Annotated in this window: 14 protein-coding genes; 3 read left to right on the top strand and 11 right to left on the bottom strand. The window is 62.2% G+C overall.

Annotated elements, in window-relative coordinates; genetic code table 11:
* Window positions 1-21: 21 nt before the first annotated feature.
* On the top strand, window positions 22-300 hold the full coding sequence (locus tag K5L94_RS06360; protein WP_100434271.1) for a hypothetical protein: 279 nt from the start codon (window positions 22-24) through the stop codon (window positions 298-300).
* Window positions 301-410: 110 nt separating this feature from the next.
* On the opposite strand, the gene K5L94_RS06355 is transcribed toward K5L94_RS06360, so the two are convergent.
* The gene (locus K5L94_RS06355) at window positions 411-860 is read right to left on the bottom strand and encodes a BLUF domain-containing protein (RefSeq protein WP_274512271.1); all 450 of its coding nucleotides are present in this window, start codon (window positions 858-860) and stop codon (window positions 411-413) included.
* A 208-nt stretch (window positions 861-1,068) separates the two neighbouring features.
* Entirely contained in the window at window positions 1,069-2,112 is a 1,044-nt protein-coding gene (locus K5L94_RS06350) for an NADPH:quinone reductase (RefSeq protein WP_274512270.1), read from the bottom strand.
* Between the two features lie 62 nt (window positions 2,113-2,174).
* Between K5L94_RS06350 and K5L94_RS06345 the strand changes: the two genes are divergently transcribed.
* Entirely contained in the window at window positions 2,175-2,507 is a 333-nt protein-coding gene (locus K5L94_RS06345; RefSeq protein WP_274512269.1) for a winged helix-turn-helix transcriptional regulator, read from the top strand.
* 127 nt (window positions 2,508-2,634) lie between these two features.
* On the opposite strand, the gene K5L94_RS06340 is transcribed toward K5L94_RS06345, so the two are convergent.
* The 3 genes from K5L94_RS06340 to K5L94_RS06330 are packed head-to-tail and all read right to left on the bottom strand — an operon-like array spanning window position 2,635 to window position 4,375.
* A complete protein-coding gene (locus K5L94_RS06340) occupies window positions 2,635-3,486 on the bottom strand; it encodes an MBL fold metallo-hydrolase (RefSeq protein WP_100434267.1) in 852 nt (283 codons plus the stop codon).
* Window positions 3,487-3,495: 9 nt separating this feature from the next.
* Window positions 3,496-3,822, bottom strand: coding sequence for a hypothetical protein (locus K5L94_RS06335; RefSeq protein WP_141057193.1), 327 nt, complete (start codon window positions 3,820-3,822; stop codon window positions 3,496-3,498).
* Entirely contained in the window at window positions 3,815-4,375 is a 561-nt protein-coding gene (locus K5L94_RS06330) for a sugar ABC transporter (protein WP_141057194.1), read from the bottom strand. Before K5L94_RS06330 ends, K5L94_RS06335 begins: the two co-directional genes overlap by 8 nt.
* Before the next feature lie 127 nt (window positions 4,376-4,502).
* Here K5L94_RS06330 and K5L94_RS06325 point away from each other — a divergent pair, with 127 nt between their 5' ends.
* Window positions 4,503-5,402: a LysR substrate-binding domain-containing protein gene (locus K5L94_RS06325; RefSeq protein WP_274512267.1), complete on the top strand. Its 900-nt coding sequence runs from the start codon at window positions 4,503-4,505 to the stop codon at window positions 5,400-5,402.
* A 354-nt stretch (window positions 5,403-5,756) separates the two neighbouring features.
* Here the strand turns inward: K5L94_RS06325 and K5L94_RS06320 are convergent, their stop codons facing one another.
* From K5L94_RS06320 to K5L94_RS06295, 6 genes are all read right to left on the bottom strand, one after another.
* Complete coding sequence (locus K5L94_RS06320; protein WP_274512266.1) at window positions 5,757-7,082, bottom strand: type II toxin-antitoxin system HipA family toxin; 1,326 nt, start codon at window positions 7,080-7,082, stop codon at window positions 5,757-5,759.
* A gap of 1,142 nt (window positions 7,083-8,224) precedes the next feature.
* Window positions 8,225-9,130, bottom strand: a complete 906-nt coding sequence (locus K5L94_RS06315; protein WP_274512265.1) for a LysR family transcriptional regulator — start codon at window positions 9,128-9,130, stop codon at window positions 8,225-8,227.
* A gap of 55 nt (window positions 9,131-9,185) precedes the next feature.
* Entirely contained in the window at window positions 9,186-10,373 is a 1,188-nt protein-coding gene (locus tag K5L94_RS06310) for a low temperature requirement protein A (protein WP_274512263.1), read from the bottom strand.
* Window positions 10,374-10,390: 17 nt separating this feature from the next.
* Window positions 10,391-10,660 (bottom strand): hypothetical protein, encoded by a 270-nt coding sequence (locus K5L94_RS06305; protein ID WP_180889536.1) that lies wholly within the window; start codon window positions 10,658-10,660, stop codon window positions 10,391-10,393.
* Window positions 10,661-10,751: 91 nt separating this feature from the next.
* Window positions 10,752-11,468 (bottom strand): type 1 glutamine amidotransferase domain-containing protein, encoded by a 717-nt coding sequence (locus tag K5L94_RS06300; RefSeq protein WP_274512261.1) that lies wholly within the window; start codon window positions 11,466-11,468, stop codon window positions 10,752-10,754.
* Between the two features lie 101 nt (window positions 11,469-11,569).
* Entirely contained in the window at window positions 11,570-12,343 is a 774-nt protein-coding gene (locus K5L94_RS06295; protein WP_100434259.1) for an SDR family oxidoreductase, read from the bottom strand.
* Between the last annotated feature and the right edge of the window lie 223 nt (window positions 12,344-12,566).

Raw genomic sequence — 12,566 nt, 5'->3', positions numbered from 1 at the left:
CCACACCTGTCGAGCCCTCCTATGGAACTTTCCCTAGAACAGCTGGCCGCGCGCCTTGAGGCATGCGAGGCCGACCTGGAAGCCCATCGCGGCTACATCAAGGCCTTGGAATATGGGCTGCGGGCGGTCATCGCCAGCCACCCGAACCCGCAAGTGCTTTCACTGGCATGGGGGATGACGCTCGCTGGCGCTGCAGATGCCCACGCAGGAGAAGAGGGGTTTGCCTTCAACGGGGCTATGCAGCAGGCAATGCGCAACTTAACCCGTGAAGTAGTAGTTGGTGACGTGGGAGCCGGCTAGCAAGCGGTTACAGGTAGTGACCACTGTCGGGCCCGATTACTCGGTCAACTACACGGAAGGTTTGTCTGAACTGCGCGATATGGTCCCTGCTCCGGCCATCAGTGCGCCTGTTAGTCGACAAGCGCTCGCCGGCTGACCAGGAACAGCAGACGGTCAATTGCCGTCGCGTTGAGTGCTTCGCCATCTCCCCGTACCTTGAACGCGGTCCAGTCGCTGGCCGCCACCCGGCTCAGTTCGTCCGTTTCAACGGGTAGCCACCTCATCGGCCAATAGGGCAGACGCCGGTCTGCCACAGCGCCCCGTTGCAACTCAATCAGATGGAGGTGGCTCGAGGCCCCGAGCACGCGGGAGAAGGCAACGTCGAGCCCATCCGCCGGGCCCTCTAGGTATTGGAGAAACCTGGCACCGTCGAAGAGCAACACCCCGCTGACGCCCGCGTCGCGGTTGAAGCGCGCAGCGTCATCCACCAGATCGTCCAGCTTCGAACCTTGCAGCCCCAGCTTGTCTCCAGTCAGAAGATCCGAAGCTTCACTCACATACGCCACCGCCCCAATTGGCACCCACTGCTCCTTGTCGCCCCCATCAGCAGAAGAAGTTACCAAAACTGAATCAGCAAGGTTGGCGCAGCAGTGGGAAGTGCGGCGCCAATCCTGACTGATTCACAAAAGCCCAGAACGGCGCGGAGCCTCTTTAGCCATTCTGAATCATCGGGTCAAGGTCCGCTTCCGGCCAGAAGCCGACCCGCATATGCACCGGCGAGGGCTTGGCTCAAATGGCGATGAGGACTTTACCCATGACAGATCCCGCTTCAAGTGCCCCGTGCGCTTCGGCGATCTTCTCCAGCCCCACCTTAAGGCCGACATGGGGCGAATAGGCGCCGCTGGCAAGGCATGCGTTGATGTCCCTGATCGCGTTGTCTTTCGCTTCTTGAGGGACCGAATAGATGTACACGAAGCGGAGCACGCAACCGTGCACCATCGCACGCAACAGCGGCAGTGAAAGCGCATCGGTTGCCCCTACGGTTGCATAAGCGCTGATAACCCCACCAGAAGCGAGGCATGCGAGGTCAAGATCGAGGTTTGCCTTCACATTGACGTCTACGATGCGGTCCACGCCCGCATTCCGGGTAGTCGCTTGAATCGCGCCGGCGACATCGTCGTTCAGACGGTCCAGCACCAGATCTGCTCCGGCCGCCCGGGCAATGATTGCCTGCTCGGGATTCATCACCGTTGCCGCGACCCAGGCTCCCGCCCACTTCGCCAGAAGGATGGCGGCGGTGCCGACCACGCCCGCCCCGCCTTGCACCAACACCCTTCGGCCGTCGATGGCGCCATCGGCGAAGAGGCAGCGATGGGCTGTTAGTGCCGGGATGCCCAGGGATGCACCCACCTCGAAAGAGACATCGTCAGGCAGCGGCACGGCATGCCCTGATGGCACCACCACGAACGCTGCTGCCGTCCCGCTCGCCCGGCCCTGCTGGGCTTCATAGATCCAGACCCGTTGCCCTAGACGACCCACCTCGTCCGCGTCGCCAACCGCATCGATCACACCCGCCCCGTCTTGGTGGGGAATGATGCGTGGAAACGGCATCGGCGAAGAGAACCCTGTGCGGGCCTTGAGGTCTGTGGGATTCAGCCCCGACATGTGGACCCGAACCCGAACTTCGCCTGGCCCGGGTTGCGGGGTCGGCAGCTCGGCGACACGAAGCACCACATCGGCCGGGCCCTGGCGGTCGTAGTACGCAGCTCTCACGGGCTTTCTCTCTGATTGCGAAGGGACTCCTTCGGGGCCAGCACTATCGGAGGCAAGCATCCGCCTTACAACTAGGCACACTTTGTATATATAGGGATACAAAGTATCCCATTGGAGCAGTCATGGCCCGTAGCGCCCCTCCCGAGTACCGATGTGCCGTAGAAATCACCGTGGACATCGCGGGTGGCAAGTGGAAGCCGTTGATCGTTCACTACCTGCTGAGCGGAACCAAACGGTTTGGGGAACTGCGAAAACTGATCGGCGGAGTGACCCAGCGCTCGCTGACCTTGCAGCTGCGCGAGCTTGAGGCAAGCGGCATCGTTCGACGCGAAGTGTTCGCAGAAGTTCCACCACGCGTTGAATACACGTTGACGGCGCTAGGCACCACGCTGGCACCGACGCTGGAAGCAATGAAGTCCTGGGGGGAGCACTATCTGGCCAGCAGGAACGACTAGCCCTGTTGGGATCGCGGTTCGCAATGTGCTCGGCTTAGCGCATAGTTTGTTTCCGACTCTAGGCGCCGTCCTGGACGGCTGCTTTCGGCCAGGAGCGGACGCTGCCCTTACAACAACCAGTCCTTCTTCATCCGGCGTAGGTGAAGGCATAACTCCTTCCGATGCGCTGGATGCGAGCAAACCCCAGCTCACCCAAGTGCATGCCGGCCGCGATCAACCGATCTGCACTGACCATATCCAAAAGCGCTGAACGGGCCGCTGCAGCCCGCTGCGGATCCTGGTCGAATGCGATGGATACGTCGGGCCGGGCAATTTGGATGTGGGGAAAATGCACGATGTCACCCCAGATCAACGCACTGCAGCCCTCCGATTCCACCCGATAGCCGGTGTGCCCTGGCGTATGGCCTGACAGCGGAACCATACTGATACCGGGCAGTACATCGCCCTCGGCCAACAAGCGCAGGTTGCGGCGATATCCGGCGAACACCTGCCGTGCGAGCAGAAAGTTGCCCCGGGCACGATCATTGCTGCGGGCAAGGTTGCCGTCGTCCTCCCAGAAGGACAGCTCGCGTGGGTGTATGAGCAGCTCCGCATTGGCGAAGACGGGGTAACCTTGAGCATCGAGTAGACCGCCAACATGATCAGGATGCGCATGCGTGAGCAGGATCGTATCCACATCCGCGGGCTGCACACCGGCTCGCAACAGATTGACCCTCAGTTCCCCTCCCCAGCCCTTGATCCCCCCGGCACCGGCGTCGATGAGGATCGTGCGGTCCTTCCCCCGCACCAGGTAGGTGTTGATGTGGATCGAGGACGGGTCGCTGACCCCTGCCTTCAGCTGTAGCTGCGCGGCCTCGGCCGGATCAATGTGGGAGAGCAGATCCAAACTGGCGGTCAGATGGCCATCGCTGATCGCTTGGATCAGGAAGCCACCGATCTGGAGGGTGGGTAGAGCCCGTTCAACGATGGATGCGTTCATGGCTGCTCGTCAGTTTCGTGCGTGGAGGGCATCATTGGCGTAGCCAAAGCAACGGATGCGCGCCGTCAGCCCTGCATGGTCTTGGATGGCCAGATCGAGCTGCCGCATGAATGCGTCCATGAGCTCGGGCGTCCTACCCGGTCCCAGTCGGTAGGCCAGTTCCGCGGACGCCGGATGGCCCCGTCCCTGCCGCGCAGCCAGGTAAAGGATGTGCACGTTGTCCAACGCAGCACCCAGCACGTCCGTGCACAGCACCGCGCATTGCTCAGTGAGCGCGTCCAGACTGTCCTTCGCCGGCATCCGCTCCTCGGTGAAGTAGATCGAGAGCCTAGGCATTTGGGTGCGGCTCCGCCCCTGACCGGCCTGCCTCGGACACGCACTTGAGTTGTGCTGTCATGGGCGTATACGCGTGCACACCGCCAGGAAGGGACTCCACGACCGGAACTTGCCCCGCCGGGACGCTCGCAAGCCAGAGCGCTGCGGGCGCGTGATCGAGCGCAACCGCATGCAAGGCCTCGAATGCAGTCCCCATCTCAATGAGCGGCTCAGGGCCGACGCGACTCACCAGCAGGCAATCGCCCTGTTCGACGGCGGGGGCCCGATCCAAGCCACTGTATAGGTTGCGATGCCAGTCGGTGATGTGCTGCTGCCAGCGCGCGAAGTTGCCCCCGCCCTTCCGGGCATACTCGTCCCCCTGCAGGACCTCCAGGCCGTCTATCGAGTGAAGGGCAAGGTAGGCCGGGCACCCTGCGCCACATGCCCTGAAGCGCTGCGAGGTGTGGAACCCCCGCACGGAAATGAGCGCAGGCAGTTTGTGCAGGCTGTAGAAGTCGTTCCATTCCTCCTCGCTGGCGGAGTCGGAATAGCTGCATTCAACGGCGTAAATCATGGGAACACTCCTGGGCCGGCTTGTGCGCGCGCCCCTTGTTGATGTCCCGTCATGCTAGGCCTGCATTAGCTCACATCAAATCGACGTTTCGGTATGCTTCAGTGACAAAAGATCACGCTGAATCCCCATGCGCAGGAAGATTCCCAGCAGCACCGCCCTGACCGCCTTCGAGGCCGCCGCCCGCCACGGCAGCTTCGCGCGGGCAGCGGAAGAGCTTTCCCTCACCGAGGGGGCCATCAGCCGCCAGATCGGTAGGCTGGAATCCTTCTTGGGGGTCCCCCTATTTGAGCGGGTCGGCAATCGCGTCCGCCTGCTGCCCAATAGCGAGCGATACGCCGCCCAAGTCCGCGAGTCACTGGACCGCTTGGACCGGGACAGCCAATACCTGATGGGCCAACCGAAGGACGCTGCAAACCTGGACATTGCCGTAACGCCCACCTTCGCGTTGCGATGGCTTATCCCTCGCCTGCCCGCGTTTAGCCGCGCACACCCGAACATCACCGTGCACCTTTCCGAGCGCACTGCCCCGTTCGCGCTTGCCGGCAGTGGATTCGACGCCGCCGTGCACTTCGAGCACCCAGCCTGGGTGGGTATGCGCACTTACCCGCTGCTGCAGGAAGTGCTGGTGCCGGTGTGCCATCCCGCGCTCATCAAGGGCGCAAAGGCTCGCGTCCCGCTGGATCAACTGCCGCGGCTACACCGACGACAAAGCCCTGATGCTTGGCAGCGCTACGCCAAGGATTCAGGCATATCCCTCACCAACCCAGCGGTGGGAGCACGCTACGACCTCCATGCGATGTTGATTGAAGCAGCGCTTGCAGGCCTCGGGGTTGCTCTGGTGCCACGCCTTTACGTGGAGGCAGAGCTGGCGCAAGGTCGGCTGGTGGCGCCATGGCCGCAAGGCGAGGCGGTGTCCAAGACGTTCTGCCTGGTGCTGTCCGAACCGATCGGTTTGACTGCCGGTCCAGTGCAAGCGTTTGCACACTGGTTGCAGGAAGAGGCCCGCGCGGCTCGAATGGAAAAATGACTTGACGACTACGCCGTAGGAGCGCTCGCATGAAGCATTGGCCTACCGCTCAGAGGGTTACGCAGGCGCCCTTCGTAGACATAGCTATTTGAGAAGTCCACCAGAGGTCGACCACCCTTTGCAAGGCAACCGGACTTTGTAGCTTTCCAGCACTAACGTGAGGATCGCGGTTACCACAGACCAGCCGAGCAACTTGAGATGGAATAGCAGCGTCGGTGATTTCGGTGATGTCCGGCACATGCTGACGCCGGTAAGCGAATGGCGGACTCGGTCAATCAAAGAGAACGGCACCGATAGCGTCCTGCTCCGTCCAACCCAAGAGCCAGAACCCATCAGCACGGCGCTCCAAGCCATTTAGGTTCGCTCGACCCCATCCTGGAAGGAGCTACGCTTTCTCTTCCTTTTCAACTTCGATGTGAATACAAGCGGATCGAACTGGCGCCTCTGATTGAGGAGATGCGGCCTATCCACACTTCGAGCCAGCTCCTCAATGTCGCGAGCTGAAACCCCAGCCTGTTGGAAGTGCTCCTGCCAGGTATCGACAACTGCAATAACTTTCACCACCTCCGCAGCAGCAGCCTCAGCGGTCAATCCGAAAGCGGAACATTCCGACATTGCATTGTCCAGCGTTGAGTCATGGCCAGAGGTTCCACAGCGGAACTCCTGCATCCCTTGACCGGAGTTCGTTGGCAAAACATCGTAAGCAGGCGCCAGTCGAAGCTGACCTAAACCAGGATCTGGAACCAATAGTGAATGGTTCTTCTCATGATCGTCTGTATTGTCGATCAGGATGTTAAACACCATCCGCCGAAAAAGCTCCCTCGCGTCGGCCTCATGGAGGTTTCCCCGAGACACTCCTTTTCGGCGAAGTATAAGAGCCAATGCCGGGTAGCCCAAGTCTGGGACGCCGGTTGTTGCCGCACGGATTGCCGTACTGGCCGATAGGCTATGAATTCGCTTGCCCATCTCGCGATCAAAGCGATGTATGGCAACGGCGTTCGTTCCGTCCAGCGGGATGACCTTTGTCTCGGCTACAGTTATCCCAGCACGCGAAGCCAGTGTCATCGAAGCGTGCTCAACCAACGGCGCATCCACCGGTTCATTATTGAAGAACTTGATCACCCACTCGGCACCACCGATCTGGATGACTGCCTTGGGCTTGGCACCGCCCAGAGGGCTTCCCCCGGCCGCTATGATTCGCTGCTCTACAACGCTAAGCGACTCAGCATTCTCGATCTTCGCTGCGGCCTCACTCAACGTCTGCGCGTCCTCTAGGCGAGGAAGAGGGCCCTGTCTGTGTGGAAGGTACTCGCCGGGATGAGTGGAAACTCCCAAGGCGCCGAACCTATCGTCACCGGCTAGATACAAGTACTCCATCAGCGAATGACGATCAGGCTTGTCCACATAGCGGATGACCTTCTCCCCCCAACGATCTGGCCTGGCATCGTCCACTGCACCTACAGCCCTCGCAGAACCCTGCAATCGTGTGGGTGGCACGAACTCCATGTCGCGCTCGAGAGGTAAATCTTCACTGAGAGCAAAGCCACTTTTTCTCCACTCCTCGCCATGCCTCAAAGAAACGCCTTTCCCGACGTTCATCAGACTCAGTTCACCGACATATCTCGGTTGAGATGGGTCAACTACGCACCACAGATAAAGCTGATCAAATTTCATCTTCATCCTTCATCCCCCGCCGGCTCACCCGAGCCTCGGCAGATGCCTTGGCGCGTGCACGACCTAGCGCAATCGCGTCTCGAACGCTTAGCTCCACCGCCCCCAGATCTGTTTCAGGGCTGGCCAACTCCCCCAGATCATCGTCTCGCTGAATGAGCCAAAGAGCTGTGGCCACGATGCCCAAACTTACGGAGGGGTCGCCGGCCTCAAGGCGAAGCAACGTAGGGACTGAAACACCCAGTCGCTGGGCCCATGCCTTAAGGGACTCTCTGCGCCTCAATCGGGCCACAGCCAAGTCCGCCCCCAGCTTCTCAATTGCCGCTGCGGTAGACGGTGGGAGTTGCTGGATTGCGCGGGAAGCTTTCGACATAAACATATAGTATACCCAAATGCGTGCATTTGCAAACATATATGTTAATTTTGCACGGAACGCCTCAAGCCCCCTCCTTCTCCCGGTGGAGGGGATGCTAGGAGTCTTGGCCCTCTCAGCAGGAACTCCGGCGTGTTCAAGACCTCCGCATTTGATACGGCCGCGCTGGCGTATTGGCGGGGGCTGCTGCGCCATGCTGGAATAGGCCGCCGCATCTTGTGAAGACGGTCAAGCATCCGGCACAGTCAACGCCCGCTCGACATCGAGCCAGGTCTTGGTGGGCGCCAACGCGCCCCCCCTGCCGAATTTCACCAGATCAGTTGATTGGTTTCGCCGTGAACGAAAGACGCGCTTGAGGCGCCTTCGGCCCGCTCACCCTTATTCCATCAGTGACGGGAGGCCTGCGGATAGCGGCGCCAGATAGCTGGGAATTAGCAGTTGCCGACCTGGCTGGCGGCCGAGGCGCTGGGCAGTGGCGCACTGATCGCCGTCCTGGCACCGCAGGGCGAACAGGTGACGCCGATTTAGGCCCTGCGGCCAACGACCGGCGACCTCGCGCCAAAGATCCGGGTAAGCGCGAATGAACTGCTGGTCTACTTCCTGCCGCTCGCGCCCGGGGATTGGCTCCACTGGCCTACCGGTCGCCCACTGCTGCCGTTTCCCGGCCCACTCTCATGGGCGCGGTATGGATATCGCATGATCCAATGCGCCCATCTCTGCTCCATCCACAGTCAACCAAGGCTGGTCCCTGCGCTCCACTCCTTGTCCTAGACCGGCCTCACAGGTCCAAGTGGGGCCGCACCAAGGCCTCAAACCACTCGATGAAGGCGTTGAGTCGGCGCGAACGCTGCCGGCGATTGGGGTAGACAAGCGATACCTGCATCGGCGCGGCGCGAAAGTCGGGCATGACCTCCACAAGTTCGCCCCTGTCGAGCAGATGCTGGACATCGAACCTGGGAATCTGGATCAACCCCATCCCCGCCACGCAGCAGGCGATGTAGCTTTCGGCGTTGTTGGCGATAACGCGGCTGGGTACGGCGACCAGGAGTTCTTGGCCCGACACAACGTAGTCCCAAGGAAGTTCGCGCCCGGTGGAGGGCGAGGCGTAGCCCACGCACAGGTGCGCCTGGAGCAGATCCTCCGGCCTGGCGGGCACGCCATGCTCCCGCAGGTAGGCCGGACTGGCGCAGTTGATCAGGGCGATATGCCCCAGGGGACGGGCGACCAGGCTGCTGTCATGCAGCGCGCCAATCCGCACGGCGCAGTCAACCCCTTCCTGCACCAGATCGATCGCACGGTCGGTCGAGCCCAATGCCAACTGGAGACCGGGATAGCGACGCAGAAATCCTGGCAGCGCGGGGGCAATAAGCCGACGCGCGATGCGGCTAGGCACGTCCACGTTGAGCCGTCCGGAGATCCTGCGTTGGCTGGCATGAAACAGCTGCTCGATGTCTTCGGCGTCGCAGAGGAAGAGGCGTACCCGCTCCAGCAACTGCACGCCATCGGCTGTAGGCCGCACCTGCCGCGTCGTTCGGTGCAGCAGGCGCGTGCCCATGGCCAATTCGAGTTGCTGAATGGCAGCGGACACCGACGCGCGCGGCACGTCCAGCGCATGGGCGGCCTTGATGAAACTCCCCATCTCGGCAACCTGGACGAAGATGCGGTACTGATCGAGTTTGTCCATTCATCCTTTTCCACAAAACCCGCTCGCGCCGGGAAGCCGCCCTACGGGAAACGCCTCATCCCCTGTCGTTGCGGCGACGCTCCCGCAGCAGGCGCCCCTCCCAGAAACTCACCACCAGCACGACCAGGGTGGTCAGCCAGCCCATGACCAGCAAATCCACGACCCATGCCACCGGCACCAAGGCCAGCAGCATCAGCACGCCGGCCAGGTGCGACGCTGGCACCACGCCATAGACCACCCGCTTGTAGATGGCACTGCCCAGCAGGTAGATCGCCGGCCCTGCAAGCAGGATGGCCGTCTGCGCCAGACCGGGACGGGCATGGGGATGGGCGAGCACCAGGTCGTTGCCGACCGCCGAGGCGATGACCCCGGCAATCAGGATGGCATGCACGTAATGGAAATATGCGCCGATGCGTCCGGGGTCGTCCGAGCGTGTGATGGCGGCCGTCGCATCCTTGCTCGACGTGCCGAAATACAGCCACCACATGGCCAATGTGCCGATGAAGGTGGCCAACAGCGCCAGCACCACCGGTACATCCCAGGTGGCCGCAGCGGCAAGGGTGGCGCCGCTGGCGAGCACCGTCTCGCCCAGCGCCACAATCACGAACAGCTGGCAGCGCTCGGCCAGGTGGCCGCCCTCGATGGTCCATTCCTGCGTGTGCGAACGGCCCATCCCCGGCAGGGCAAAGCCGAACATGGGCGAGACGTATTCGCAAAGAACGGCAACCAGCCACAACAGCGCACGCGCCTCATGCTGCGCCAGTGCCCCGGCGATCCAGAACACCGCCGAGATCGACACCCAGCCCAGCATGCGGTGGTAGTTTGGCGCCAACGGATGCCCGCCGCGCAATTGCAGTGCGATGAAAGCCGTTCTTCCGACCTGCATCGCCACGTAGGCGCCGGCGAACATCAGCCCCCGATCGGAGAATGCCATCGGGATGCTGGCCGCCATGACCAGCCCGAGCAGCATGGTCACGAACATCATGCCGCGGATGCGCGGTGTTTCCGGATTGAACCAGTTGGTGGCCCAGCAGGCGTATTGCCACCCCAGCCAGACCGCGAACCACAGGATAAGCGTTTCGAGCACGCCGACGCCGGTGAGGTTGTGCAGCAGTTCGTGGCTGAGCTGGGTCACCGCAAAGACGTAGACCAGATCAAAGAACAGCTCTTCGTAGGTCACCCGCGCGTGGTGGCCATCGCGATGGCGTAACAGCGGATGCTCCGAACCGGGCCTGCTGGACATGGCTGTCATCCTGTTCTTCACGAATGCGAAAGGCGCCAGACGATGAGGCCGGCAACAACCGCGGGGACCGCAAAGACCAGCAGCAGGATCGGAAGCTCATCGCGCACGCTGTAACCGGCATGCGCCACGCCCACCCACATATTGACACCGGCCACGACCAGCCAGGCCGGCACGAAGACCTTGGCCGCCAGCACCATGCCTGCCGCGTTCGCGCCCCAGAGCCAGCCGAACAGGACGAATACGCCCAGCAGGAGCAGTCCTGCGGCCATCACCATCAGTACGTGCATGTCCCCTCTCCTCTGTTTCCTGTTGAGCGCGCAACCCAGCAAAGAAGACCGACGGCGCCGCCCATGCCGGTGCCCGCCATGCACAACGACCCTACTCGTCCAGGGCATCGAGCACCAGCTCGGCGGTGAGCCCACTGCTGTACTGCTGCTGCCCGGTGATCAAGCGGCCATCGCGGATCGCGAACGGTTCGTTCGCGCCCCGGCAGCGGTAGGTGGTGCCCTGGATCCGGGCGGCTTCGCCCTGGATGGTGTAGTCGTTCAGGGTCATGCCAAAGGCCTTGTTGACCTCGTCCTCCTCCTCGTCGCTGAAGCCGGTCCAGGTCTTGCCTTCGGCCAGCAACCTGCCATCGGACAGCCGCGTCCAGAGCAGGAGGCAAGCGCCGTGGCAGATCAAGGCGACGACCTTCCCCTTCTCGTAGAAGTCGGCGATCAGCGCGTGCAACGCCGGGGCGTCCTTGAAGGTGAGCAGCGGCCCGCCCCCGCCGGCAACCCACACCGCGTCGTAGTCGTCCACGTTCACCGCACTGATCGGCAGCGTCTGCTTGAGCAGTGCGCCAAACCTGGCGTGATGGACAAAGCCCAAGGTGACCAGGTCGTCGGCGTAGGGGCCGCCGGGCGTGCGCGGGTCGCTGTGCGTGTCAATCATGACCTCCCCGCCTTCCGGAGACGCCAGGTCCACCCGATGCCCGGCTTCTGTGAACATCAGGAAGGCGCGGGTCATCTCTTCGCCAAAGAAGCCCACCGCAAAGCCCTTCAGCTGGGCGGTATTGGAGACGATCGACAGGATGCGGCGCGGCTTGCGCTTCACGCCGATGCGGGTTTCAACTTTCAGGTCAGACGCTTGCATGGCTATGCCCTCCAAAGTTCAACTATCGCCCGGGCCCAGGCCCCGGCGGCGGGCGTAGATGCCTACTTGGTGGTGTATCCACCGTTGATGAGGATGGTCTGCCCGGTGATCCACCAGCCGTCGCTCACCAGGTGGCGGATGAAGGGCACGACATCCTCGATGTCAGTCAGGCCGGTCTTGCTGAAGGGCGAAAGCGCCGCTGCCGTCTGGTGGTAGGCCACCGCATCGGCGCCCTCGGCCGGATAGAAGAAAGGCGTGTCCATCGGGCCCGGGCCGATGGCCGTGACCGAAATGCCGCGTGCACCGAACTCCTTGGAGGCCGCGCGGGTGAAATGCTCCACCGGCGCCTTAGTGCCTGCGTAGGCGGCATAGAACGGGGTGAAGGCGCCCAGCAGCGAGGTCACGATCGTGCAGATCTTGCCGTTGTCGTTGAGATTCCTGCCGGCTTCCTTGAGGAAGAAAAAGGCGGTCTTGGAATTGACAGCCGTCATCTGGTCATACTCGGCCTCGCTGATCTCGGCCATGGGCTTCTTGAGCACCTTGCCGACGGTATTGATGGCGATGTCGGGCTTGCCGACCGCCGCGACAGCGTCGGCGAACAGCTTTTCGACGGCACCGGCCGTGCTCAGGTCGCCCTGCAACGCCACGGCCTGCGCACCACTGGCCAGCACCGCGGCGACGGTGGCGTCGGCATCGGCCTTGGTGGCGGCGCTGTTGTAGTGGATCACCACGGCCTTTGCGCCCTGCGCGGCCAGGTCGCGGGCGATCAGGCCGCCGAGGTTCTTGGCGCCGCCGGCGATGAGGACAACCTTGCCCCGGATGGAATGGTCTGCCATGGAAAATCTCCTTCACGAATCACGGAGAGTTGAGCTTAGGCGTCTCCTGCCAAGCGATAATCCGCGTCTGACTGGATAGATAATCCAGAAAAACAGCCCAATGAAGGAAAGCTCGGCTTCGGCTCTCACAACTCGCACCGGAAAATGAGGGCTCGCGCCATGAGCTTTCCCATGAACATCGCCCCATTTGTGGCGCCTGCCGCGATAGATGCCTGCGCCGCCC

This window comes from Stenotrophomonas forensis, from assembly GCF_028752115.1.
Classification (GTDB): Bacteria; Pseudomonadota; Gammaproteobacteria; order Xanthomonadales; family Xanthomonadaceae; genus Stenotrophomonas; species Stenotrophomonas forensis.
The sequence above is the reverse complement of the archived record's forward strand: the minus strand, read 5'-3'. Positions and strand labels throughout refer to the sequence as shown.